The sequence below is a fragment of the Variovorax monticola genome (assembly GCF_051216855.1).
Classification (GTDB): Bacteria; Pseudomonadota; Gammaproteobacteria; order Burkholderiales; family Burkholderiaceae_C; genus Variovorax.
The window spans coordinates 299,050-324,395 of the sequence record NZ_JBPJZP010000007.1 but is presented as its reverse complement, the minus strand read 5'-3'; the positions used below and the strand labels follow the sequence as shown (position 1 = coordinate 324,395).

Here is a 25,346-nt window from a genome sequence, read left to right as displayed (position 1 = left end):
TCAGGTCGTCGTCTGCACATGCAGCCGGCTGGTCTTGCAGCGGTGCAGCGCACGGTAGTGCTCCAGCGGCCTTCCGTTGGCACCGTAGGCGATCGACTCGATGCGCAGCAGCGGCTCGGGCACGGGCAGGTCGAGCAGCGCGCAGGTTGCCGCGTCGGGCAGCACCGCGTCAATCCAGCGTTCGGCACGCACCAGGCGCAGGCCGTACTGGCGGCGCAGCACGTCGTACAGCGAGCGGTCGTCCAGCCGCGTGCGGTGCAGCCCCGGCGCCAGGTCGGCGGGCACCACGGTTTCCACCAGCAGGCGCAGCTCGCCGTCCACGCTGCGCAGGCGCTTGAGCGCCACCACCTGCGTGTCGTCGGCAAGCTCCAGCGACGCGGCCTCCTGCGCGGTGGGCGCGCGCAGCTCCTGCGTGAGGATCTGCGTGCGCACCGAGCGGCCCTTGCGCTCCATCTCGTCGGAGAAGCCGAGCACGGTGGAGACGAAGTCCTCGTCGCGCTCGCGCGCCGACACGAAAGCGCCGCGGCCCTTGATCTTGTAGATGAGGTTGTTGCGAACCAGGTCGGCCAGGGCTTCGCGCACCACGATGCGCGAAATGCCGAACTGCTCGCCCAGCTCGGCCTCCGACGGCAGCTTGGCGCCGATGGGCAGCACGCCCTGCAGGATCTGCAGGCGAAGCGCATCGCGGAACTGGGCCCACAGGGGAGATTCGGAGCCGCGGTCGAGCACGGTCGAAGTATCGGTCGAAGAGTTCACGTGGAGGGCTGGCCTGCGGCCTGAGGTGTCGTCAATGATGCATCGAAAGCGGTGTGCGCCCGCGCCGCCACCGGCGAAAGGCCCACGCCGTGCCGATCGCGCAGCGCGGTGGCACAAGCCTGCAGCTCGTCATGGGCCTGCCGTGCGTCCCAGCCGAGCGCCTCGGCCGCGATGCCGGCCATCTCGGCCAGCACGGCGTCGGTGACGAGGCCGCGAATCGCCAGCAGCGTGCGGCGGATCACCAGGTCGTCCAGGTGCACCACGCCGGTTTCCAGGCACAGGTAAGAGAGTTCGGCGACCGAGTAATCGGGCGCGTGCTGCAGCGGCACGTCGCCCGAGGCCCCGAGGCGCTGCGCCAGCGGCAGCGCCTTCGAGCCGTAGCGGCCCAGCAGCGCCTGGGCCCTCGCGCGGCCCACGCCCGACGACGCCACCATGCGGTCGAGAAAGCGCGCCGTGGCGGCGGCATCGCCCGGCAGCTCCGCGCCGCCGCCGATGGGAATCAGCTCCGTGGACGCGGTGCGCGGGCGGCCCAGCTGCCGCAGCACTTCGTCGGTGGCTTCTTCGGCGAGTGCGCGGAAGGTCGTCCACTTGCCGCCGACCAGGCCCACGATGGGTATGTCGCGCGACGCGTTCGGCAGGTCGAGCACCACCGAATGGTCGCGCGAGATCTGCCCGGGCTTGCCGGCGTCGGAGCGCGCGAGCGGGCGCACGCCGACGTAGGTGTAGACCACATCGCCGCGCCCGAAAGCCAGGTTCGGGAACACCTCGGCCAGCACGTCGAGCAGGTAGTCGACCTCGGCCGGCTCGGTGCCGATCTGGTCGGGGTCGTCCACCGGGATGTCGGTGGAGCCCACCAGCACGCGGTCGAGAAACGGATAGACGATGCACACGCGGCCGTCCGCCGCCTCGAAGTACGCCATGCGGCCTTCGAGCGCGTCGCGCAGCGCCGGGTGGTCGAGCACCAGGTGCGAGCCCTTGGTGCCCATCACCCGTGATTTGGCACGCGAGCCCGCGCCACCCAGCACCGCGGTGCTGCGGTCCAGCCACGCGCCGCTGGCGTTCACCACCGTGTCGGCCGTCACGCGCACCAGCGCGCCGGTGATCTCGTCGCGCAGCGTGAGGATGTTGCCCGCGCAGCCCATCACGCGGCAGTGGTTGGCCGCGGCCGAGCGCGGCTGGTCGCGGCAGGCGTCGCCGATGAGTTCGAGCACCAGCCACTCGGGGTGGCTGATCCATGCATCGAAGAAGGTGGCAGTCCAGCGCACCGCCGCGCGAAACAGGTTGCGGTCGGCGGGCGGCACGCGGGCAATGCGATGGTTGGGCATCACGCGCTGGCGGCGGCCCAGCAGGTCGTACAGCCGCAGGCCCGCGGCCACGGCCAGCAGGCCGCGCGTGCGCTGCGGCGGCGTGCGGCCGAAGAACTTGAGCGCGCTGCTCATCAGCCCGCCGAAGAAGCTCGACAGCGGCACCACCGTCTTCAGCGGCTGCACCAGGTGCGGTGCGTTGCGCAGCAGCAGGTTGCGCTCGCGCGTGGCCTCGGCCACCAGCGAGAAGCTGCCGTTCTCCAGGTAGCGCAGGCCGCCGTGGATCATGCGCGACGGCGCGCTGCTGGCGCCCGCGCTGAAGTCGCCCTTGTCGACGATGAGGCAGTCGACGCGCTGCAGGCACAGGTCGCGAAACACGCCCACGCCGTTGATGCCCGCGCCGACGATCACGGTGGAGAAATGGCGATCGGCCAGCGCAGCCGGACGCACGAAGGGCAGTTGCCAGGCGCTCATTGCGCCGCTCCGGCCAGGTGGGAAAACACAGGAGGCATGGTGTCGATCAGTTCGTTGAAGCCGGCGTTGAAGTCGGCATGGGCGCGCGCCTGCGCGGCGTCGGGTTCGACCGTGTCGCAGGGCGCGAGCAAGGCGCTGCCGTGCGCGGCACGGTCGATGCCTTGCGACATGGCGGCGTAGAGCGCCGCGCCGCGCGCGCCGGTCTCGTCGTCGGCGCAGCGTTCGACCGGACGGCCGAGAAACGAGGCCAGCAGGCGCACGAGCCGCGTGTCGCTGGCGCCGCCGCCGAGCACGGTGGATGCGGACACCGGCAGGCCGCAGGCCGCAAGGCGCGCGATGTGGCGCGCATGCAGCGCGGCGACCGCATCGACCACCGCACGCGCCATGTCGCCGCGCGTGTGATGGCTCTTGAGGCCCACGAAGCCCGCCGTCACGCCGCCGCTGCCGCCGTTCACGAACGGCAGGAAGCGCAGGCCGCCGGCGCCCAGCGGCACCGACATCGCCAGGTCGACCACCGCGCGCGCATCGGGCAGGCCCAGCACGCCGGCCAGCCATGCGATGTTGGCCATCGAGGACGGGCTGTTCTCCATGTACAGGCGCTTGTCGGCGCGGCCGAAGTTCACGACCGCCGCGACATCGGGCTTGGGCTCGATCATCGGTCCAATCACCGCGTTGACGCACCACGTGCCGAACACCGACACCGCACGCCCCCTTCCCTCGGCGCAGATGGCCGTCATCGACGCCAGCAGGTCGATGGCGCCCATCGCCACCGGAATGCCCGCCGGCAGGCCGCACAGCGCGGCTTCGGCAGTCCGCAGCGTGCCGATGACCTCGCCGCTGGTCACCAGCGGGCCGAAGGCGCGCGGCCCGAGGTCGGCGATGCCGGATGCGTCGAAGGCCGCCTGCGACCAGCCGCCCGTGGCAATGGCCACCAGCCCCGCGGTGCTCGCGTCGCTCGCGTCGGTGGCGATCTCGCCGGTCAGCAGAAAGCCGAGGTAGTCCTTGGCGAACAGCAGCCGGCGCACCGCGCCGCGCTGCACGGCGTCGGTGCCCAGCAGCTCCGCAGCGATCACGGTGGGCTGCCCCGGCCACGGCTGGCAGCCGACGTCCGCGAAGAGCGCCTTGCCGTGGCTTGCTGCCAGGGAGCGCGCACGCGCGTCGGCGCGCTGGTCGGTCGAGGCGACCGCCCTGCCGCCCACGAGTTCGTTCTTCGCGTCGAGCGCGTAGAGCCCCGCGCCGTGGCCCGTGCAGCCGATGGCGCGGACCTCGGCCACGCGGGCACCGAGCTGGTGGGCGACGTCGCGCAGCACGTGGGTCAGGGCCGCGCGGATGGCCGTGGCGGCCACCTCGCATCCCCCGCCGGGCAGCCGGTCGTGCGGCAGTTGCATTCGGGACAGGGCGACGGCCCGGCCGCTCCCGGCTTCGAGGGCCAGGGCTTTCAGGCTGCTCGACCCCATGTCGATGCCGATCAGTATGTTGGGCTTCATGTCATAACAGCTTCGGCGGAATAAAAGCGGCTTGCCAGTAGCGTTTCCCCTAGTTATCGCTTCAAACGGGCAGCGTTTACATTCTACCTGTCATAACAACTGTCGTGACAAAGAGGATCAAGGCGCTGCCCCGAAAGGGCAGCGCCGCAAGTTGAGCCACCCAACGCGAGGAGACAAAAAATGAGGCGAAATTTCCTGAAGTCCGCAGCCGCAGCCGCCGCCGGCATCGGCCTGGCGGGCGCGAGCGCATTCGCGCAGCAGCAAGCCGCCGCCCCTGCGGCAGGCGCAGCAGCAGGTGCGGGCCTGCGCGGCAACGCCAGCGACGTCTACGTGATGAACGTGATGGTGTCGGGCGTGGAGTACTGGTTTCCGGTCTACGAAATGATGAAGCAGCTCGGCCGCACGCTGGGCGTTCGCACCCGCTACACCGGCACGCCGGAGTACGACGTGAACAAGCAGCTCGCGTCCTTCGAGCAGGAGCTGGCGCGCAAGCCCGCGGGCATCCTGCTGCACCCGATGAACCCCGACCCGTTCATCGAGCCCATCAACCGCGCCGCGGCGATGGGCATTCCGGTGGTCACCTTCGCGGCCGATTCGCCCAACTCCAAGCGCACCTCGTTCATCACGTCGGACAACGACCGTGAAGGCACGCAGGCGGCCGACGCCATTGCCGCGTCGATGGGCGGCAAAGGCGAATACGCCGTGCTCGAGAACCCCGGCCAGGACAACCACGACCGCCGCATCGCCGCCTTCGTGAACCGCATGAAGACCAAGCATCCGGGCATGAAGCTGGTCGGCCGCGCCGCCAGCAACCAGGACCCGAACAAGGCCTACCAGGCGGTGCTGAGCCTGGCGCAGGCCAACCCGAACCTGGGCGCGCTGTTCATGCCCGAGGCCAACTCGGCACTCGGCGCGGCGCAGGCCAAGGTCGAGAGCAAGAAGAACATCAAGGTGATGTGCTGCGACGTGAACGCCAAGATCCTGGACATGATCAAGTCGGGCGACGTGTTCGGCTCCATCAACCCGAACCAGGGCATGCAGGGCTACATGGGCATGATGATGCTGTTCCTGGCGAAGAACCCGGGCCTCATCGACCCGATGAACGACGCCAAGCGCAACGGCACCAACCCGATGGCCGTGCCCTTCCTGGACAACGGCCTGGCCGTGGTGAGCAAGGCCAACGCCGACGACTTCTACTGGGACAAGTACCTCGCGCGCCGTGGCACCAAGGGAATCGGCGAGTGAGCTCCCTGCTCGAACTGCGTGGCATCAGCAAGCGCTTCGGCGCTTCGCGCGCGCTCACGGGCGTGGACTTCTCGCTGCAGCGCGGAGAGATCCACGCGCTGTGCGGCGAGAACGGCGCGGGCAAGTCCACGCTGATGAACATCATCGACGGCATCCACCGGCCCGACGAGGGAGAGATCTCGCTCGACGGGCAACAGGTGGTCATCGACGGCCCGGCGCATGCCATGCGCCTGGGCATCGGCCTGGTGCACCAGGAGATCGCGCTGTGCGCCGACGCCACCGTGGCCGAGAACATCTTCATGCCCGAGATCAACGCCGGCAAGCACGCGTGGATGAACTACGCCGACCTGAACGCACGCGCCGCCCAGGTGCTGCAGCGGCTGGGCCAGGACGTGGACCCCGCCTGCCTGGTGAAGGACCTGAGCATCTCCACGCAGCAGCTCATCGAGATCGCCAAGGCGCTCACGCTCGACTGCAAGGTGCTCATCCTCGACGAGCCGACCGCCGCGCTCACCGACAACGAATCGGCCGCGCTCTTCAAGGTGCTGCACGACCTGAAGAGCCAGGGCATCGGCATCGTCTACATCAGCCACCGCATGGCCGAGATCTTTGCGCACTGCTCGCGCGTGACGGTGCTGCGCGACGGGCGCAACGTGCACAGCGGGCCGCTCGCCGAACTGAACGCCGACGGCCTGGTGCGCCGCATGGTCGGGCGCGACCTGGGCAACTACTACCCGCCGAAGCAACATGACGCCACGCACGGCGAGCCGGTGCTCGAGGTGCGCGACATCGCCGACGGCGAGCGCGTGCACGGCATCTCGTTCACCTTGAAGCGCGGCGAAATTCTCGGCATCGCGGGCCTCATGGGCGCGGGCCGCAGCGAACTCGCCGAAACCGTGTGCGGCCTGCGCACGGCCACGCGCGGCACGGTGCGCCTGCGCGGCAAGGCATTGACGATCCGCAAGTACAGCGACGCGCTGCGCGAGGGCATCGCCTATCTCAGCGAAGACCGCAAGGCGGCGGGCGTGTACCTCGACCTGCCCATTGCGCAGAACATCGCCTCGATGGCGCTCCGGCGCGTGAGCTCGCGCTTCGGCCTGCTGCAGCGCTCGGCCGAGCACAAGCTGGCGGTGGAGCTGGGCGCCAAGCTCAAGCTCAAGAGCGACGGCGTGGACATCGACGTGGCCAGCCTGTCGGGCGGCAACCAGCAGAAGGTGGCCATCGCCAAGCTGCTGGCCACGCACCCCTCGGTGCTGCTGATGGACGAGCCCACGCGCGGCGTGGACGTGGGCGCCAAGTCGGAAATCCATCACATCCTGCGCGAGCTGGCGAACCAGGGCGTGGGCGTGGTGGTGATCTCGTCGGAGCTGCCCGAGATCATCGGGCTGTGCGACCGCGCGCTGGTGATCCGCGACGGCCGGCTGGCCGGCGAAGTGCAAGACAACGACATGACGGAAGAGGCGCTGCTGCGGCTGGCCTCCGGACTTTGCGAACAGGAAACAGCATGAACTACCCGGCACAACTCGACGCGGGGGCGCCCGCGGGCCTGACGCCACGACAGCAAGGCGGCGGCCCCCTCAAACCCAACAACGCCGCCAGCAAGCTCACCAGCATGCGCGAGATGGGCCTGCTGCTCATCATCGCGGTGCTGTGCGTGGCCATGAGCTTCGCGTCGCCCTACTTCCTGACCTGGGACAACGTGCGCGCGATGCTGCTGTCGTTCTCCATCGAGGGCATCGTGGTGGTGGGCATGACCATTCTGCTGATCGTCGGGGGCATCGACCTGTCGGTGGGCTCGGTGGTGTGCTTCGCGATGGTGGTGACGGGCAAGCTCTTTCTGCTGGGGTTCGACCCGTGGACGGCGGGGCTCGTCGCCATTGCGGCCAGCGCGGGCATCGGCGCGATGATCGGCGGCTGCGTCACGCGCATCGGGCTGAACCACTTCATTGCGTCGCTGGCGTTCATGGTGATCGTGCGCGGGCTGTGCCTGGCGCTCACGCAGGGCACGCCGCAGTCGCTGTTCTCGCTGCCGGCGGAGTTCAAGTTCATCGGCCAGGGCACGCTGTTCGGCATTCCGGCCGTGATCCTGATCTTCCTGGCGATCGTGGTGGTGAGCGACTTCGTGCTGCGCCGCGCCTCGCTGTTGCGCCGCGTGTTCTACACCGGCAGCAACGAGAAGGCCGCGCTGTACTCGGGCATTCGCGTGGGCCACGTGAAGTTCTGGGTCACGGTGCTGTGCTCGGCCTCGGCGGGCCTGGCCGGCGTGATCTACACGGCGCGCTTCGGCGCCGCCACGCCCACCTTCGGCGTGGGCATGGAACTGAACGTGATTGCCGCCGCCGTCATCGGCGGGGCCAGCCTGAAGGGCGGCTCGGGCACGGTGCTGGGCGCGGTGCTGGGGCTGGCGCTGCTGTCGGTGGTGACCAGCTCGCTCATCCTGCTGGACGTGTCGCCTTACTGGCAGGACGTGATCAAGGGCCTGATCCTGCTCGCGGCCGTGACCATCGACCACATCCTGAACACGAGAAAGACCAAGCGATGAACAACGCAGCAATGAAGAAGACCACCCTGGGGCCCTCGGGCATCGAATGCGCGGCCATCGGCCTGGGCACCTGGGCCATGGGCGGCTGGATGTGGGGCGGCGGGGACAACGCGGCCGCCGTGCTGGCCATACAAGCCTCGCTGGACGCGGGCGTGACGCTGATCGACACCGCGCCGGCCTACGGGCTCGGTCGCTCGGAAAGCATCGTCGGCACCGCCTTGAAAGGCCGCCGCCAGCAGGCCGTGATCGCCACCAAGTGCGGGCTGGTATGGCACACGCAGAAGGGAACGCACTTCTTCGAGGAAGACGGCCACCCGGTGTACCGCTACCTGGGGCGCGAATCGGTCTTTCACGAATGCGAAGAGAGCTTGAAGCGCCTGCAGACCGACTACATCGACCTGTACATCACGCACTGGCAGGACAGCACCACGCCCGTGGCCGAGACCATGGACGCGCTGCTCGACCTCAAGAAGCAGGGAAAGATCCGCGCCATCGGCGTGAGCAACGTGAGCCCCGAAACACTCGCCGAGTACCTGCGCTGCGGCCCGGTCGATGCGGCGCAGGAACGCTACAGCCTGATCGACCGCGAGATCGAGCAGACGCTGGTGCCGCTGTGCACCGAGCACGGCGTGGCGGTGCTGGGCTACTCGTCGCTGGCACTCGGCCTGCTCGCCGGCCCCATCGACCCCGCACGCCAGTTCACCGGCGACGACCAGCGCGCCACCAACCCGCGCTTCAGCGCGGAGAACCGCGCCAAGCTCAAGGCCTTCTTCGACGAGCTGGAGCCGCTGCGCAAGCACCTCGAATGCTCGTTCGGCCAACTGATGATCGCGTGGACGCTGGCGCGCGGCAGCGTGCAGGTGGCGCTGTGCGGCGCGCGCGTGAGCAAGCAGGCCACGGAGAACGCGGCCGCCGGCTCGCTCGTCTTGCGCGACGACGCGCTGCAGCTCATCGATGCGGCGGCGGGCAGGTACCTGCACACGCTGGCCTGATCTTCTTCACACCCCCACACAAGGACCTCTTCGTATGTCGAAGGACAAGACCGCACGCCTGAACCGGCTGCTGACCCACGGGCGCTGCCTGGACATCGCGCTCGACCATGGCGTGTGCAACGAGCCCTCTTTCCTGAGCGGCCTGGAAGACATGTCCGCCGTCGTCGACAAGCTGGTGGCCGCGCGCCCCGACGCGCTGCAGCTCAACCACGGCCAGGCCGACCTGCTGCAGGACCGCCCGGGCCGCGACAAGCCCGCGCTGGTGCAGCGCATCGACATGGGCAACCCCTACAACGCCACCGCGCACCGCGTGATGTGGGCGCTGCTGCAGAACGAGCACGACCCGGTGCTTCCCGCGGTGCAGCGCGACGCGGCCTGCGTGGTGGTGAACCTGTTCATGCTGCCGAACGAGCCCGACCTGTTCCGCCAGTGCGTGCAGAACATTGCGCGCGTGCGCGCGGACTGCGACCGCTACGGCATGCCGCTGATGATCGAGCCGCTGGTGATGCGCCCGCACAGCGAGCAAGGCGGCTACATGGTCGACGGCGACGCCGGGAAGATCGTCACGCTCGTGCGCCTGGCGCGCGAGATGGGCGCCGACATCGTCAAGGCCGACCCCACCACCGACCCCGCCGAGTTCCACCGCGTGGTGCAGGCCGCGCGCTGCCCCGTGCTCGTGCGCGGCGGCGGTCGCGAAGACCTGCAGCAGGTGTTCGCACGCTCGCGCGTGCTGCTCGACCAGGGCGCGGTCGGCATGGTGTACGGACGCAACGTGTACCAGCATGCCAACCCGTCGGCGGTGGTGGACGCACTGATGGCCATGATCCACCGCGGCGCCAGCGCCAAGGAAGCATGGGACATCTACGAATCGGGCGGCGCGCAGAAAAAAAGCAATGTGAACTGACGACGCGGCGCCGTCGACAACGAGGAGAGGGAGAGGCTGTACGGCCGGCGACGCACTTGTCGCCGGCCGGGTGCGCCCCTGCGCGCGCACTTTCGCGAGTGACCCAACAACCTGGAGGCGACGATGAAAATCCGGTATTACTTGATGGCGTTCCTGCTGCCATTCGTCACGCTGCTGACGCATGCGGCAATCACCGGGGTCGGTCCGATGACGACCCTCAACACCATGGCGGCGGCGCTGGCCCAGGCCGTGGCCGACCCGCTCCCGCTGCAGGGGCCGGGTCTGGGCAACCTGACGTACACCTCGGGCGAGCTATTCAAGCCGGTGTCGATGATCACCAGCCCCGCGCACCCGCTCGACCCGGCGCACAGCGCCGCCTACGAGTCGCGCGAAGTGCCGGCCACGTACCCGGGCCGCAAGGACTACGGCATGAACGCGGGCATCATGATCAACGGCTACTTCCTCACCTCGTTCGCGCCGGACAGCGGCCTGGGCCCGGGCGGCTTTTTGCTGTACGACGTGTCGAACCCGCGCCAGATCCAGCTCGTCAAGAAGATCTACGAGCCCGATGACGCTACAGGTGGCCGCACCAAGGAGTTCCGCGAAACGCACTCCTTCGGCACCGCGAAGATCGGCGGCAAGACCTACGTGGTGCTGCCCAGCATCAACGGCGTCGAGTTCTGGGACTTCACCGACATCAACGACATCAAGCAGGTGAAGAAGCTGGCGCTGCCCGGCGTCAACGGCGGTGACTACGAGGACGTGGCCTGGCAGCTCTGGTGGCAGGCGCCCTACCTGTACGTGGCCTCGGCGGGCCGGGGCATCTTCATCGTCGACGCCAGGGACCCCGCGAACGCCGTGGTCGCAAGCCGCGGCGCCGGCAAGCCCAACCCGGTTCCCACCGGCGAGCTCGGCGGCTTTCGCATCGGCCCGATCTTCACGATGGGCAACCACATGGTGCTGACCGCGATGGAAAGCAACGGCGGTTTCGCGAGCCTGGACATCTCCGATCCGCTCAACCCCAAGGTGCTCGATGCCATCGTGGGCACCACGCCGTTCTACTACGCGACCTGCTTCGACGGCCGGAACCTGCACACCTCCGCGCGCAACAGCGGCGCGAAGATGTACAGCTACGACCTGAGCGACCGCTCGCGCTTCGTGGCAGAAGACAACCGGCTGGTCATCGACGAACAGCTTTATTGCGCCACGCAGGACAACTACGTCATTCAAGGCGCGCAGACGCGCATCCACAAGGTCGACGTGAGCAATCCGCTCAACCATGTGGAGGTGGGCCGCGGCAGCATCCTGCGCGAGGACGACCCGAACTTCACGCATTCGGACAACGGCCAGGTCGCGATGTTCGGCAACCTCGTCTTCGTGGGCAACGACCACGGCTCGGGCAGCGGCTTCGTCGTGCACCAGGTCGACCCCGACACCACCCGGCCCGAAGTGAAACAGGTCTCGCCCGCCAGCGGCGCGAAGCAGCAGGCACTGACCTCGCGCGTCGGCCTGGGCATGACCGACAACATCCGGCCCGAGAGCGTGAACGCCAACACCTTCATCGTGCGGCCGGTGGGCGGCAACACGCTGGAGGGCACCTACAGCGTGCAGCTGGGCATCGTCAACTTCCACCCCGAACAGCCGCTGCAACCGGGCACCAGCTACGAGGTGTTCCTGCCGGCCAACGGCATGAAGGACTATGCGGGCAACGCCATCGGCGCGGACTACAGGTCGGTGTTCCACACCGGCAACGCGACCGACATCAGCCTGATGCACCACTGGACGCTGGCGGGCAACCTCTCGGACCCGATCGGCGCCAACAACGGCACGCCGGTCTCGGGTGACGCCTTCGAGAGCATCGGCCTGAACTTCGCCAACCGCACCGCGGGCGTGCCGCTGAAGAACGACACGGTGGCCACCGTGCTGGGCGGCACCGCCTCGCTGAGCTTCTACATGAAGACCACGCAGGCCGGCGCAGCGAATTCGTGGACCGCGCCCGGCCTGTTCGGGCGCGACCAGGTCAGCGGCACGGACGACGTGTTCTGGGGCTGGCTGGACACCGGCGGGCGCATCAAGCTGTCGGTCGGCAACGAAGCGGGCGCCACCTCGGCCGCGGCGGTGAACGACGGCGCCTGGCACCACGTGGTGCTGACGCGCGACGCGGCCTCGGGCGCGCAGGCCGTCTACGTCGACGGCGCGAAGACCTCGTCCGCAGGCCTCACCGGCAACAAGGGCCTGGCGAACAAGTTCCAGGTGCTGGGCCAGATCCAGGGCAACACCGCGCTCTTCAAGGGCACGCTGGCCGAGGTGCGCGTGTACGGGCGCGTGCTGAACGACGCCGAGGTCGCCACGCTGCGCGGCCAGGCCATCATCGGCGACCCCGGCATCGGCGGCGGGCCGAAGGTGGTCAACGGGCAACTGGTGTTCGCGCCCGCCACGCTGGGCGCCGGCGGAGCGCAGTACCGCTGGAACTTCGGCAACGGCACGCAGACGGCCTTCGCGAGCCAGCCGGGCTACACCTACACCTACACGAGCCCCGGCCACTACACGGTGACGCTGACGGTGCGCGACACGGCGGGCCGCGAGAGCTACTACACGTACAACGTGACGGTGATCGCACCGGTCACCGCGCGCGCGCCCACGCACACCACCAACATCGCGGGCGACGCCAACTCGGTGTACTCGGTGAACCCCGACAGCGGCACGGTCGCCGCCATCGACGCGCAGACCCTGGCCAAGCGCTGGGAGACGCGCGTGGGCGACGAGCCGAAGACGCTGGCCGTGGGCCCCGACGGCCGCATCTGGGTGTCGGTGCACGGCGAAGACAAGCTGGTGGCGCTGAACGCGGCCGACGGCGTTGTGTCGGCCAGCGTGTCGCTGGGCTACGGCAGCGGGCCGTACGGCGTGGTCTTCACGCCCGACGGCACCAAGGGCCTGCTCACGCTGGAGAGCAAGTCGGCGCTGATGAGCTTCGACCCGGCCAACGGCAACGCCACCGGCACCGTGCCGCTGCAGGGCGAGGTGCGCGGCATCGCGGTGAGCGCCGATTCGCAGGTGGCCTACGTGACGCGCTTCAAGTCGAAGCTCACCGGCGGCCAGCTGCACAAGGTGAACCTGCAGAGCCTGAGCGCGATGGGCACCATCGCACTGCCGGTGGACACCACCACAGTGGACACCGAGAGCCGCGCGCGCGGCGTGGCCAACTACCTGAGCCAGGTGGTCATCTCGCCCGACGGCACGCGCGCCGTGCTGCCTTCGAAGAAGGACAACATCGTGCGCGGCAAGTTCCGCGACGGCACGAACCTCATGCACGACCAGACGGTGCGCTCCATCCTGTCGCAGGTCGACCTGCAGCAGGCGGCGGAAAAGTTCGACGAGCAGATCGACTTCGACGACCGCGCGCCCGCGCGCGCCGCGCTGTTCTCGCCAGCCGGCGACTATCTGTTCGTGGCGCAGATGGAGGGCAACCGCGTGGCCATCGTCGACAGCTACACACGTTCGGTGCGCGGCGAGATCAACGCCAGCAGCGCGCCGCACGGGCTGTACCTGGACGCTGTGCGCAAGCGGCTGTTCGTCAACAACTTCCTCGCGCGCTCGGTCACGGTGCACGACGTGGCGACGGTGCTGACGTCCGAAAGCAATGCCCCGACCTTCCTGCAGACGGTGCAGACGGTGGCGACGGAACCGATGGCGGCGGCGGCCTTGCGCGGCAAGCAGGTGTTCTACAACGCCTCCGACCGGCGCATGAGCAAGGACAACTACATCTCCTGCGCGAGCTGCCACGCGGACGGCGGCGACGACGGCATGGTGTGGGACTTCACCCAGCGCGGAGAGGGCCTGCGCCGCACCATCAGCCTGCAGGGCAAGCGCGGCACCAGCCACGGCAAGCTGCACTGGACGGCCAACTTCGACGAGGTGCAGGACTTCGAGCACGACATCCGCAACGAGTTCGGCGGCACCGGCTTCCTGAGCAACGCCGACTTCACGGCCACGTCCGACCCGCTGGGCGCTCCCAAGGCCGGCAAGAACGCGCAGCTGGACGACCTGGCGGCCTACCTGGGCTCGCTGAACAAGTACCTGCGCAGCCCCGCGCGCCTGTCGGACGGCAACCTCAGCGTGGAAGCGGTGCGCGGCCAGACCGTGTTCAACACCGCGCAGTGCGCCACCTGCCACACCGGCGGCACCTTGCGCGACGGGTTGCGGCACGACGTGGGCACCGTGCAGCTCTCGTCGGGCAAGGGCATCAACCAGCCGCTGGCGGGCGTGGGCTTCGACACGCCGACGCTGTCGGGCACGTGGAACGCGGCCTCGTACTTCCACAACGGGCAGGCGGCCACGCTGCAGGACGTGCTGGCCGGCGGGCACGGCAATGCGGCCAGCCTGCCGCCTTCGGACGTGGTGGCGCTGCGCGAATACGTGCGCTCGCTGGACACGGCCCCGCCGTTCGTGGCGCGGCTGCGTTCGGAGCTGAGCGGCATGTGCGTGAACATCAAGGCCGGCGCGGCGGCGAGCGGCACCACCGCGGTGCAATGGCCTTGCGGCAACGCGAGCCACGAGAAGTTCACGGTGACACCGCTCGTCGGCGGCTACGTGCAGTTCGTGGCGGAGCACAGCGGGCTGTGCCTGGCGCAGAACGGCACGGCCACCACCAACGCACCCGTGGTGCAGGTGGCCTGCTCGGCGGGCAACACGGCGCAGTGGAGCGTGGTCGGCGGCGCGTTGAAGAACCGGGCCTCGGGTTCGTGCCTGGACGTGCCGAACAGCTCGACCACGCAGGACACGGCGCTGATCACCTGGACCTGCAACGGCGGCAACAACCAGAACTGGGCGCAAATGCCATGAGCTGAACAACGCTCTTTTCGAAAGCCGCCTGCAAAGCCGCTCGGTCAGCCGGGCGGCTTTTTTTTCGTTCGCGCCGCGCCCTGCGCATGACCTCTCACGTCATGGACCGCAAGCACCCGCTCTGGAAAAGTACCTCCATCGATTCACCAACCCCCAGGAGAAAACACCATGACCGGCTTCAACATCCTTCCCCTCGCCGTCGCCTTGCTGATCGGCGTGGCGGCGCTCGGCTCGTGCCTGGGCATCGGGCTGGTCGGCCAGAAGTTCCTGGAGAGCACCGCGCGCCAGCCCGAGCTGGTCGACACGCTGCAGACCAAGTTCTTCCTGGTGGCGGGCGTGACCGACGGCGCCTTCATCATCGCGACCGGCATCGGCCTGTGGTTCGCCACCGCCAACCCCTTCGGCTGACCTGCTGCGGCGCACGGCGAGGTCCGGCAAGGCCCCGCAAAACAGGGCTCGCGCACCAGGAAGTGACATGAACCACTGGCACCATTCGTGCTAGCACCGTTGACACCGAATTGTTTATGGTTAAAGTATTTAGCTATCAACGGTTCGATGTTGACGGTGCCGCGGGGAGCGGTGCCGGTGCGTCGTTTCACCCCTTCCTCGCCGGAGAATCCATGAGCCATCTGTCCCCGAAGTCGCCCGCGCTGCCGCGCACCCTGCTCTCGCTGCTGCTGTGCGGCGCGGCCCTCGGCACGTCGATGTCGGCCCTGGCCGCGCCGGTCAAGGTGGGCTTGGCCCTCGATATTTCAGGGCCATTCGCGGCGCTGGGCGCCGAGGCGCGCGACGGCTTCGCGCTCGGCATCAAGCAGCTGGGCGGCAAGCTCGGCGGGCAGGACGTGGAGTTCGTGCAGGCCGACATGGCCGGCAGCCCCGACCAGGCCAAGCAACTGGTCGACCGCATGGTCCAGCGCGACAAGATCGATATCTTCAGCGGCCCCATCGGCTCCAACGTGGCGCTGGCCGTGGGGCCCACGCTCTTCAATGCCAAGGTGCCGTACCTGTCGGCCAACGCCGGCCCCAGCCAGTTCGCGGGCGCGCAGTGCAATGCCTTCTTCTTCGGCACCGCCTACCAGAACGACCAGTTCCACGAGGCCGCCGGCAAGTTCGCACAGGACCGCGGCTTCAAGAAGACCGTGCTCATCGCCCCCAACTACCCCGCCGGCAAGGACGCGCTGGGCGGCTTCAAGCGCCAGTTCAAGGGCCAGGTGGCCGACGAGCTCTACACCAAGCTCGGCCAGATCGACTACGCCGCCGAACTCGCGCAGCTGCGCGCGGCCAAGCCCGACTCGATCTACTTCTTCCTGCCCGGCGCGATGGGCATCAACTTCATCAAGCAGTTCGTGGGCGCGGGCCTGTCGAAGGACATCACGCTGGTGACCAGCGGCTTCTCGGCCGACGAGGACGTGATCGGTGCCGTGGGCGACCCGATGCTCGGCCTGTTCAACACCTCGCACTGGGCGCACGACCTGGACAACGCGGCCAACAAGCAGTTCGTGGCCGCCTTCCGCAAGGAATACAACGGCCGCTACCCGTCGGTGTACGCGGCGCAGGCCTACGACGCGATCCTGGCGATGGACGCGGCCGTGAAGCAATCGGGCGGCAACGCGCAGAACCGCGAAGCCGTGGTGGCGGCGTTGAAGAAGGCCAACTACGCCTCGACGCGCGGCAGCTTCAAGTACGCGAACAACCATTTCCCGATCGAGAACTTCTACCTGCGCGTGGTCGGCAAAGACGCACAGGGCAAGGTCACGAACAAGCTGATCAACACCGTGCTCACGAACTACGGCGACTCGTACGCCGACAAGTGCCCGCTGAAATAGGCTCGCCCCCAGGCTTCGCGCACTTCGTGTCGCTACTCCTTCCCCCTACCGGGGGCAACACCCGAGGCCCGGCAAAGCCGGTTCCTCGGTGTTCCTTGAATGAAAACGCGGGCAAACCTTTTGGTTCTTCTATGAGTGGAATTCTTGTTCTCGAGCAGCTGCTCAACGGCCTCGGCTACGGCCTGATGCTGTTCCTGCTGGCGGCCGGGCTCACGCTGGTGTTCGGCATCATGGACGTGCTGAACCTCGCGCACGGCTCGCTGTTCATGGCGGGCGCCTACGTGGCGGCCGAGGCGCACACGCGCACCGGGTCGTTCACCGCGGCCATCGTCATCGCGGTGGCGGTCACGGTGGTGGTGGCGCTGCTGCTCGAAGTGCTGCTGATGCGCCGGCTCTACACGCGCGACCACCTCGCGCAGGTGCTCGCCACCTTCGGCGTGATTTTGGTGGCCGACGACATCGTGAAGATGGTGTGGGGCCCCTCGCCGGTGATGGCGCCGACGCCCGCCGCGCTCTCCGGCCCCATCGAGCTCATGGACGGCCTGCCCTACCCCTCGTACCGCCTGGTCATCCTCGGGGGCGGGCTGCTGGTGGCGTTGGCGCTCTACCTTCTGGTCAACCACACGCGCATCGGCATGCGGGTGCGCGCGGGCGCGTCCGACCGGCCGATGGCCGAGCTGATGGGCGTGCGCGTGGGCCGCATCTTCAACGGCGTGTTCCTGCTGGGCGCGGCGCTGGCCGCGCTGGCCGGTGCGCTGATGGGCCCGATCGTCGCGGTGCAGGTCGGCATGGGCGAGGCCATCCTGATTCCGGCGCTGGTGGTGCTGGTGATCGGCGGCATCGGTTCGGTGCGCGGCGCCTTCGTGGCCGCACTGCTGGTGGGCCTGGTCGACACCGTGGGGCGCGCCTTCGTGCCGATGCTGTTGCGCGCCACGCTGCCGCCGGCCACCGCGGCCGACCTGGGCCCGCTGTTCGCCGAAGTCGCGATGTACGCGCTGATGGTGATTGTTCTGATCTTCCGGCCCTCGGGCCTGTTCTCGGCGCGCGCATGAAGTCTTCCCTCTCATCCCCACGCTACGTCGCAGTCGGCGTCGTCTTCTTGCTGCTGGCGGCGTTTCCGCTGGTGGCGCCGCTCTTCGGGCTCGAGTTCTACATCGGCTTCGTGCGGCGCGTGCTCATCGTGGCGCTGGCTGCCGCGAGCCTCAACTTCATTCTCGGATTCGGCGGCATGGTGGCGCTGGGGCACGCGGGCTTCATCGGCGTGGGCGCGTACACGGTGGTGGCGCTCAGCGACGCGGGCGTGCTGTCGGGCTGGGTCCTGTGGCCGGCCGCCGCGCTGGTCGCGGGGCTGGTGGCCGCGCTGATCGGCACGGTGGCGCTGCGCACGCGCGGCGTGTACTTCATCATGACCACGCTGGCCTTCGCGCAGATGCTTTACTTCGTGGTGGTGTCGTTGCGCCGCTATGGCGGCGACGACGGCTACACGCTCATGAGCCGGCCCGTGCTGCTGCCGGGGCTGGACCTGGGCAACGAGTCGAATTTCTACTGGGTGGTGCTGGTGATCGTGGTGCTGGCGCTCTGGTGGCTGCACCGCGCCACGCAGTCGCGCTTCGGCCACGCGATCATGGGCATCCGCGACAACGAGACGCGCATGCGCGCGCTGGGCTATCCGGTGTTTCGCCTGCAGCTGGTGGCCTTTGCCATCGCGGGCGCCATCGCGGGCCTGGCCGGCGCGCTGCTCGCGGGCGGCAACGGCTTCGTGAGCCCGGCGACGATGCACTGGACGCAGTCGGCCACGCTGCTGGTGATGGTGGTCATCGGCGGGCTGGGGCGCAGCTGGGGCGGGCCGGTGGGCGCCGTCGTGTGGCTGGTGCTCGAAGAATTCCTGAAGCAGCAGACCGAGCATTGGCACATGCCGCTGGGCTTGCTGCTGATCGCTGTCGCGCTGTGGGCGCCCAAGGGACTCGCTGCCTTGTACAAGCGCCGCGTGCCCGTCGCCCCAGCCCTCTCCCCAGAGGCGCGAGGGAGCAAGTCATGAGCCTTTTCAGAATCGAAGGGTTGGTCAAGCGCTTCGGCGGCCTGCTGGCGACCGACCATGTGAACCTCACGGTGGAGCGCGGCGAGGTGCATGCGCTCATCGGGCCGAACGGCGCGGGCAAGACCACGCTGGTGAACCTGATCACCGGGCTGCTGAAGGCCGACGCCGGCCGCCTGCTGCTCGACGAGCGGGACATCACCGCGCTGAAAGACCACCAGCGCGTGGCCGCGGGCATGTCGCGCTGCTTCCAGGTGACGCGTGTGTTCCCCAAGGAAACCGTGCACGACAACCTGATGCTCGCGACGCAGGCCCACGCGGGCAGCAGCCTGCGCTTCATGGCGCCGCGCGCCAAGGAGCACGACCTTGTCGACCGCGCGGTGGCGTTGGCCGACCGCGTGGGGCTGGCCAGTGAACGCGAGCGCATCGCGGGCACCTTGCCGCACGGCGCGCAGCGCGCCCTGGACGTGGCGCTGGCGCTGGCGGCCGAACCCAAGCTGCTGCTGCTCGACGAACCGATGGCCGGCATGGGGCCGGACGAATCGGCGCGCATGGTGGAGTTGATCGAGTCGCTGCGCGCGTCGATGGCCATTTTGCTGATCGAGCACGACATGGACGCGGTGTTCCGCCTGGCCGACCGCCTTACGGTGCTGGTGCAGGGGCGCGTGCTGATGAGCGGCACGGCGGACGAGGTGCGCGGACACCCGGATGTGCAGGCCGTCTATCTCGGCACCGAAGCGGAAGGTCATTCATGAGCGCGGCATCCACATTGCTGGAAGCGAAATCCATCGAGGCCGGCTACGGCGCCAGCCAGGTGCTGTTCGGCATCGACATCGACATCCGCCCCGGCGAAGTGCTGGCGCTGCTCGGGCGCAACGGCATGGGCAAGAGCACGCTGCTGAAGGTGCTGACCGGCTCGCTCTCGCCGATGCGCGGCAGCGTGCACTTCAGCGGCGAGGCCATCGGCGGCCCGAACAAGCAGATGAGGCCCGACGCCATTGCGCGGCGCGGCGTGGCCATCGTGCCCGAGGGGCGGCACGTGTTTCCCAACCTCAGCGTGGAAGAGCACCTGCGCGCCTTTGCACGGCCGCGCCCGGGCAGCGCGCCGCGCTGGACGGTCGAGGCGCTCTACGGGCTGTTTCCGCGCCTGTCGGAACGCAGGGCGAACGCCGGCAACCAGCTCTCGGGCGGCGAGCAGCAGATGCTGGCCATTGCGCGGGCACTGTCCACGCACCCGCGCCTGCTGATCCTCGACGAAGCCACCGAAGGCCTGGCCCCGGTGATCCGCGAGGAGATCTGGCACTGCATCGCCACGCTCAAGGCCGAGGGCGAAGCGATCCTGGTGGTCGACAAGTACGTGCAGCGCCTGCTGCCGCTGGCCAACCGCCACGTGATCCTGGAACGCGGGCGCGTGGTGTGGCAGGGCGACTCGGCGGCGCTGGACGCCGACCGGTCGCTGTGGACGCGGTACCTGGGCGTGTAGCTCGCTCGACCGTGGGCGAGGTTCGCGTCAAGCGTCGTCGCCGTCTTCCGTCAGCAGCAGATCGATCTGCGCCTTGATCCTTGCCTTGTCCGATTCGTAGAAGACCGGTGGAATCACGAGCCATGCGCGGCGTCCGCCGGGCAGGCGTATCGGAATGCGGTCATGCATCGGCAGTTCCTGCGGGGCCGGGTCCGGACCGCTGTTGACCGACAGGGCCTGGCGCGCAGGCTGCGAAAAGCCCTGCGCACGTTCAGCAGGCGGGTCGGACGCCGGCGCATTGCCGTCAGGCTGGACAGCATCGGCGCTCGAAGACCCCGGCGCATCGAAGTACCGCGCGAAGCCGACGGACCGCTCGAGCACCACCGCCATCGCCGCCGCCGCGGCCGGCAGGAAGCCCCGCTGCAACAGCGCGGACTTCAGTTCGCTTTCCGAAGGCAGGCCCGTCGAGTACGCATCCAGCAGCTCTGCGAAAAGCGGAGGTGTTCGCAGAAATCGAACCACGAAGGCCCGGCGCAGTTCTTCCGAGGGTGCAAATCGAAATGCCTCGACGTCCTTGCTGACGGCCAGCACACCGTCGCGCGGGCGTTCGAGCAAGCCGTAGTAACGCAGCGACGCCAGCGCACTCAACGCAGCGCCGTTGTTCGCGGAGTTGTAGCCAATATGCTGGGCAACCTCGTCGGTGGGCGCGGGCCGCAGACGCTGCTTGTCATAGGCTTTCATCACACGGTCCAGCGCTTCGTCCAGCGGCATCGACGGCGCACGGGGGCTTTTCTTTCGAGTTTCAGCCATCAGGGATCCTGGTTGGAGTTCAAAGCGTATGCCCTCGGCAGAAGATCCATGCATTTTTAAACTTAAATAAGTATAAATTAAGTTTATTTGCGAGGCAAATTCTAGAAAAAATCGAAATTCATGGTAATTCTTATTTCCGGAAAATAGAAAATACCTGATAACTTCCTCTCAACGAACTCTTCACCGTTTTCCAGTTTCCAGAAAGAGAAGTCCATGGCAGGCCACGACAGCAAGCAACCCGCACTCAAACCGCAAGACCTGTTGCTCGTCCTGAAGGTCGCAGTCAATGCAGACCGAGACTTCCTGCTGGTCCATCTGGCGAGCGAACTCGGCATTGCCGTGTCGTTGATTCACGGTTCGGCGCGCCGGGCCGAACAGGCGCGCTTGCTCAGCCGGGCATCGGGCTCGATCCGGGTGTCGAGGCCTGCGGTGAGGGAATTCGTGGTGCACGGCGCAAAGTACTGCTTTCCCGGCCAGCTCGGCGCAACGGTGCGCGGATTGCCCACGGCCATCGGCGGCCCCGTGCTGGCGCCGCTCTTCGAGGGGTCAGCCAACCTGTCACCGGTCTGGCCGGACACGGAGGGCGACAGCTGGGGACCGGCCCTGACGCCGCTGCATCCGTGCGTTCCAGCCGCCGCAAGGCTGGACCCCAAACTCTATGCGGTGCTGTCCCTGTTCGACGCCGTCAGGGTGGGCGCAGCCAGGGAACGCGCGATCGCGCAGGAGCGCCTGGAAGAACTGCTGTGAGCCCACAGGACCCGAACGTCACGATCGTCGAGCTGGTCGCACAGGCGCTGGGGCCGCTGCGGGACGAGCTGGTGCTGGTCGGCGGCTGCGCTGTCGGCCTGCTCATCACCGACCGCGGCCGACCGCCTGTTCGACAAACCATCGATGTCGACCTGGTCGCGGAAGTGGCATCGACCGGCGCGTACTACCAGGCGCTGATTCCCAAGCTCCGGGCCCAGGGCTTCAGGGAAAGCGCCGACGAGGCGAACATGTGCCGCTGGAAACATGGCGACCTCGTTCTCGATGTCATGCCTTCGCACGAGCATGTACTGGGGCACTCGACGAATCGCTGGTACGCGGAGGTCGTCAGGTCCGCCGGCAAATTGCAGCTCGCGAATGGCCTCGAGATCCTGGTCGTGTCCGCGCCATTGTTCGTGGCGACCAAGCTCGTGGCCTTCCACGGCCGCGGCAACGGCGACTACATGCACCACGACATGGAGGACATCGTCAACCTGGTCGACGGGCGCGCCGAGCTCTGCGGCGAAGTCGACGATGCGCCGGAGGCCGCGAAGGCCTTCATCCGGGAAGAGTTCGACGCGCTGCTGGCCGACGAATCGTTCGTCGACCAGTTGCCCATGTTCTTCAGGCCGGACGTCGCGGACCAGGGCCGCGTGCCGGGCCTCATCGGCAGGCTCAGGAAGCTGGCCGGGCTTTGAGGGCCGTTGGTCAGTCGGGCGCCGCGTCCAGCTGCAGCACCAGGTCCCGGCTGGCCTGGTTCATGCCGGTGACATCCACCGTGCTGCCATGCTTGCGCAGCCGCTCAACCACCTTCTTCAGCGCGGCCACGGCGGTCACGTCCCAGAAGTGCGCCTGCGACACGTCGATGCGCACCGGCGTGCCGTCGATCTCGCGCACGTCGAAGGCGTCTACCAGCAGGTCGGACGAGGCGAAGAACACCTGGCCGGTGACGCGGTAGACGCGAACGCCCTCGCCGTCCGTGCCCGCGTGCACCTGCATCAGCCGCGCCACCTTGAAGGTGAAGAACACGCCGCTCAGCATCACGCCGACCGCCACGCCGGTCGCCAGGTTGTCGGTGGCCACGGTGACGGCCACCGTCGCGAGCATCACCGCGCTGGACATGCGCGGGTGGCGCACCAGCGTGCGCAGCGACCCCCAGTCGAAGGTCGAGGCCGACACCATCACCATGATCGCCACCAGCGCCGCCACCGGCACCTGCGACACCCAGGGCTTGAGCAGCACCATGAGGATCAGCAGGAACGCGCCCGCGAACAGCGTCGACAGCCGGCCGCGCCCGCCGTAGCGCACATTGCTCACGGTCTGGCCGATCATTCCGCAGCCCGCGATGCCGCCGAAGAAGCTGGCGGCCACGTTGGCCACGCCCAGGCCGCTGCACTCGCGGTTCTTCGCGCTGGGCGTGTCGGTGAGTTCGTCAACCACGCTGGCCGTCATCATCGATTCGAGCAGGCCGACCATCGCGATGGCGAAGGCAGGCAGCGCAACGATGCGCAGCGTGTCGAGCGTGAGCGGCACGTCGGGCAGCGCGAAGGCCGGCAGCGCGCCCGGCAGTTGCCCCAGGTCGCCCACCGTCATCAGCGGCAGGCCCAGCCCGTGGCCCACCAGCGTCACCACCACGATGCACACCAGCGGCGACGGCACCGCCGTGGTGAGGCGCGGCAGCAGGTAGATGACGGCCAGCCCCAGCCCCACCATGGCCCAGGTCGCGGCGTTGGCGCCGATGAAGTGCGGCGTCTGCGCCGCGAAGATCAGGATGGCCAGCGCATTGACGAAGCCGGTGCGCACCGACGACGACACGAAGCGCATCAGCACGCCCAGGCGCAGCAGGCCGAACACGATCTGCATGGCGCCCGCGAGCACACCGGCCGCCAGCAGGTACGGCAGCCCGTGCGCATGCACCAGCGGCGCGGCCACCAGGGCCACCGAGCCGGCAGCGGCCGACACCATGGCCGGGCGCCCGCCCGTGAAGGCGATGACGATGCCGATGACGAAGGAGGCGAACAGCCCCACCGCCGGATCGACGCCGGCCACGAAAGAGAAGGCGATGACTTCGGGAATGAGCGCGAAGGTGGCGACGGCGCCGGCCATCAGCTCGCGGGGAATGCTGGGGCACCACTCGGTGCGCAGGCAACTGTGTTGGGGGGTCATGAGAAAAAGGAAAGCAGCCCGCATGCCGCCGGCAAGGCGGTGCGGGACAAGGGCAGGACGGAGGGGGCCGGCTTGCGCAGCCACATGGGTGTCGCGGCGGCCGGGGCCCCCTGGGTGTGCGGCGGCCGAGCCGCCGCGTGTCACTGCGCAGTCGTCAAGGAGGCGTCGGCCGCGAGCAGCCGGACTGCCGGCGGCGGATGGGAAAGCGGGGCATCCTCGAACACATGGGGCGCGATTGTAGGGAGCGGCCTTTTCCGGCTTTCTCTTTTGTCGCCCGCTGGCTTCACACCGAACGCGTGATCCCGCCGTCCACGCGCAGGTTCTGCCCGGTGATGTAGCCCCCGCCCTCCGACGCCAGGAAGCCGATGACGGCGGCGATCTCGCTGCTCCTGCCGTAGCGGCCCATGGGAATGCGCGCACGGAACTCGGCCTTCTCGGGCAGGCTGTCGATGAAGCCCGGCAGCACGTTGTTCATGCGCACGTTGTGCGCGGCGTACTTGTCGGCGAACAGCTTGGTGAAGGCCGCCAGGCCCGCGCGGAACACGCCCGAGGTCGGGAACACCGGGTCGGGCTCGAAGGCCGCGAAGGTCGAGATGTTGATGATGGTGCCGCCGCCCTGCTTCACCATCAGCGGCGCCACCAGCCGCGCGGGGCGCACGGCGCTCAGCAGGTAGACGTCCATGCCGCGGTGCCAGTCCTCGTCGGTGATGTCCAGGATCGGCGCGCGCGGGCCGTGGCCGGCGCTGTTGACCAGCACGTCGACGCGGCCCCATGCGTCGACCACACGGTCCACCAGCCGCTTCACGTCGTCGTTCGACTGGTTGGAGCCCGTCACGCCGATGCCGCCCAGCTCGGCCGCGAGCGCTTCGCCCTTGCCGGACGACGAAAGAATGGCGACGCGAAAGCCGTCCTCGGCCAGCTTGCGCGCCGCGGCGGCGCCCATGCCGCTGCCACCGGCGGTGACGATGGCTACTTTTTTCTGTGCTTCGGAAGACATGCAGGTTCCTTGGTTCGTGCGAAACACGTATTTAGCCAAGGAACGAGTGGGCTTGCCAGGCCGGGGGCGCCCTCAGGCGCCGGCACGACCGCAAGCGCTTCAGTTCCCCGGCGGCAGGGTCGCGCGCATCGACGGGCGCTGGTTGAAGGCATCGAACCACTTCGCGCTGATCGGCGCATCGGCGCGCCAGTCGAGCGTGGGAAAGCGAAAGTCCATGTAGCCCAGCGCGCAGGCGAAGGCGATGGTGCCAATGTCGACGCGCTCGCCGAACGAAGGCGCGGCCGTTTCCAGCCATTCGAGTCCGGTGCGCACCTTGGCGAGCTGCCCGTCGGTCCAGTCGGCCCAGCGCAATGCCTCGGGGCGCAGCACGTTCTCGTAGCGCGCGAGCAAGGCCGCGGCGGTCATGCCGTCGGCCAGCGCCAGCTCGGTCAGGCGCGCCCAGCGGTCCGCGCCTTCGGCCGGAAACAGGTGGCCCGACTGCGTGGCGTTCAGGTACTCGCAGATCACGCGGCTGTCGAACAGCACCTGGCCGTCGTCGGTGATGAAGGTCGGCACCTGGCCCAGCGGGTTCTTCGGAATGATGGTGGCGTCGCGCACCACCGGGCCGGCGGCGCTGGGCAGCTTCTCGATGCGGTCGGCCATGCCGAGCTCGTGGGCCACGACCATGCATTTGCGAACGAAGGGGGAAGCGGGGGAGAAGAAGATTTGCATGATGAAGTGATGTCTTTCAGGCGCGATGTCAGGTGCGATGCCGGCGAGT

General features: G+C 68.4%; 20 protein-coding genes and 1 pseudogene. 14 read left to right on the top strand and 7 right to left on the bottom strand.

Translation table 11 applies throughout. The annotated features are described in order from the left end of the window. The 3 genes from ACSFA5_RS25600 to ACSFA5_RS25590 are packed head-to-tail and all read right to left on the bottom strand — an operon-like array spanning window position 1 to window position 4,021. Complete coding sequence (locus ACSFA5_RS25600) at window positions 1-756, bottom strand: GntR family transcriptional regulator (RefSeq protein WP_435446856.1); 756 nt, start codon at window positions 754-756, stop codon at window positions 1-3. Next, entirely contained in the window at window positions 753-2,534 is a 1,782-nt protein-coding gene (locus ACSFA5_RS25595) for a glycerol-3-phosphate dehydrogenase/oxidase (RefSeq protein WP_435446855.1), read from the bottom strand. Before ACSFA5_RS25595 ends, ACSFA5_RS25600 begins: the two co-directional genes overlap by 4 nt. Next, on the bottom strand, window positions 2,531-4,021 hold the full coding sequence (locus ACSFA5_RS25590; RefSeq protein WP_435446854.1) for an FGGY family carbohydrate kinase: 1,491 nt from the start codon (window positions 4,019-4,021) through the stop codon (window positions 2,531-2,533). Before ACSFA5_RS25590 ends, ACSFA5_RS25595 begins: the two co-directional genes overlap by 4 nt. 180 nt (window positions 4,022-4,201) lie before the next feature. Between ACSFA5_RS25590 and ACSFA5_RS25585 the strand changes: the two genes are divergently transcribed. The 12 genes and pseudogenes from ACSFA5_RS25585 to ACSFA5_RS25530 form a co-directional block, all read left to right on the top strand. Further along, on the top strand, window positions 4,202-5,266 hold the full coding sequence (locus tag ACSFA5_RS25585; RefSeq protein ID WP_435446853.1) for a substrate-binding domain-containing protein: 1,065 nt from the start codon (window positions 4,202-4,204) through the stop codon (window positions 5,264-5,266). Then, a complete protein-coding gene (locus tag ACSFA5_RS25580) occupies window positions 5,263-6,774 on the top strand; it encodes a sugar ABC transporter ATP-binding protein (protein ID WP_435446852.1) in 1,512 nt (503 codons plus the stop codon). Before ACSFA5_RS25585 ends, ACSFA5_RS25580 begins: the two co-directional genes overlap by 4 nt. Continuing rightward, a complete protein-coding gene (locus ACSFA5_RS25575) occupies window positions 6,771-7,808 on the top strand; it encodes an ABC transporter permease (protein ID WP_435446851.1) in 1,038 nt (345 codons plus the stop codon). The genes ACSFA5_RS25580 and ACSFA5_RS25575 overlap by 4 nt, the downstream gene beginning before the upstream one ends. An 11-nt stretch (window positions 7,809-7,819) precedes the next feature. Continuing rightward, window positions 7,820-8,800 carry an aldo/keto reductase gene (locus ACSFA5_RS25570; protein WP_435447063.1) on the top strand — a complete coding sequence of 327 codons (981 nt, stop codon included), beginning with the start codon at window positions 7,820-7,822 and terminating at the stop codon, window positions 8,798-8,800. 34 nt (window positions 8,801-8,834) lie between these two features. After that, complete coding sequence (locus tag ACSFA5_RS25565) at window positions 8,835-9,704, top strand: class I fructose-bisphosphate aldolase (RefSeq protein WP_435446850.1); 870 nt, start codon at window positions 8,835-8,837, stop codon at window positions 9,702-9,704. A gap of 123 nt (window positions 9,705-9,827) precedes the next feature. Beyond that, window positions 9,828-14,546, top strand: coding sequence for an RICIN domain-containing protein (locus tag ACSFA5_RS25560; protein WP_435446849.1), 4,719 nt, complete (start codon window positions 9,828-9,830; stop codon window positions 14,544-14,546). A gap of 168 nt (window positions 14,547-14,714) precedes the next feature. Continuing rightward, a complete protein-coding gene (gene atpE / locus ACSFA5_RS25555) occupies window positions 14,715-14,954 on the top strand; it encodes a F0F1 ATP synthase subunit C (protein WP_012745530.1) in 240 nt (79 codons plus the stop codon). Between the two features lie 212 nt (window positions 14,955-15,166). Further along, complete coding sequence (locus tag ACSFA5_RS25550; RefSeq protein ID WP_435446848.1) at window positions 15,167-16,372, top strand: ABC transporter substrate-binding protein; 1,206 nt, start codon at window positions 15,167-15,169, stop codon at window positions 16,370-16,372. A gap of 131 nt (window positions 16,373-16,503) precedes the next feature. Next, a complete protein-coding gene (locus tag ACSFA5_RS25545; RefSeq protein WP_435446847.1) occupies window positions 16,504-17,424 on the top strand; it encodes a branched-chain amino acid ABC transporter permease in 921 nt (306 codons plus the stop codon). Continuing rightward, window positions 17,421-18,410 carry a branched-chain amino acid ABC transporter permease gene (locus ACSFA5_RS25540; RefSeq protein ID WP_435446846.1) on the top strand — a complete coding sequence of 330 codons (990 nt, stop codon included), beginning with the start codon at window positions 17,421-17,423 and terminating at the stop codon, window positions 18,408-18,410. The genes ACSFA5_RS25545 and ACSFA5_RS25540 overlap by 4 nt, the downstream gene beginning before the upstream one ends. Continuing rightward, entirely contained in the window at window positions 18,407-19,162 is a 756-nt protein-coding gene (locus ACSFA5_RS25535; protein WP_435446845.1) for an ABC transporter ATP-binding protein, read from the top strand. Before ACSFA5_RS25540 ends, ACSFA5_RS25535 begins: the two co-directional genes overlap by 4 nt. Window positions 19,163-19,239: 77 nt before the next feature. Beyond that, window positions 19,240-19,890 (top strand): annotated as a pseudogene (locus ACSFA5_RS25530) (ABC transporter ATP-binding protein); the annotation flags it as partial. A gap of 27 nt (window positions 19,891-19,917) precedes the next feature. Here ACSFA5_RS25530 and ACSFA5_RS25525 read toward each other — a convergent pair. Continuing rightward, entirely contained in the window at window positions 19,918-20,679 is a 762-nt protein-coding gene (locus ACSFA5_RS25525; RefSeq protein ID WP_435446844.1) for a hypothetical protein, read from the bottom strand. Window positions 20,680-20,892: 213 nt separating this feature from the next. Between ACSFA5_RS25525 and ACSFA5_RS25520 the strand changes: the two genes are divergently transcribed. Together ACSFA5_RS25520 and ACSFA5_RS25515 are read left to right on the top strand one after the other, a co-directional pair. Next, window positions 20,893-21,426, top strand: a complete 534-nt coding sequence (locus ACSFA5_RS25520; RefSeq protein WP_435446843.1) for a hypothetical protein — start codon at window positions 20,893-20,895, stop codon at window positions 21,424-21,426. Continuing rightward, entirely contained in the window at window positions 21,423-22,121 is a 699-nt protein-coding gene (locus ACSFA5_RS25515; protein ID WP_435446842.1) for a hypothetical protein, read from the top strand. The genes ACSFA5_RS25520 and ACSFA5_RS25515 overlap by 4 nt, the downstream gene beginning before the upstream one ends. 10 nt (window positions 22,122-22,131) lie before the next feature. Here the strand turns inward: ACSFA5_RS25515 and ACSFA5_RS25510 are convergent, their stop codons facing one another. The 3 genes from ACSFA5_RS25510 to ACSFA5_RS25500 all read right to left on the bottom strand — a co-directional run bounded on the left by ACSFA5_RS25510 (window position 22,132) and on the right by ACSFA5_RS25500 (window position 25,297). After that, window positions 22,132-23,589: a SulP family inorganic anion transporter gene (locus ACSFA5_RS25510; protein ID WP_435446841.1), complete on the bottom strand. Its 1,458-nt coding sequence runs from the start codon at window positions 23,587-23,589 to the stop codon at window positions 22,132-22,134. Window positions 23,590-23,872: 283 nt separating this feature from the next. Next, the gene (locus ACSFA5_RS25505) at window positions 23,873-24,586 is read right to left on the bottom strand and encodes an SDR family oxidoreductase (protein WP_435446840.1); all 714 of its coding nucleotides are present in this window, start codon (window positions 24,584-24,586) and stop codon (window positions 23,873-23,875) included. A 99-nt stretch (window positions 24,587-24,685) separates the two neighbouring features. Then, window positions 24,686-25,297 (bottom strand): glutathione S-transferase, encoded by a 612-nt coding sequence (locus tag ACSFA5_RS25500; RefSeq protein ID WP_435446839.1) that lies wholly within the window; start codon window positions 25,295-25,297, stop codon window positions 24,686-24,688. Window positions 25,298-25,346 lie beyond the last annotated feature (49 nt).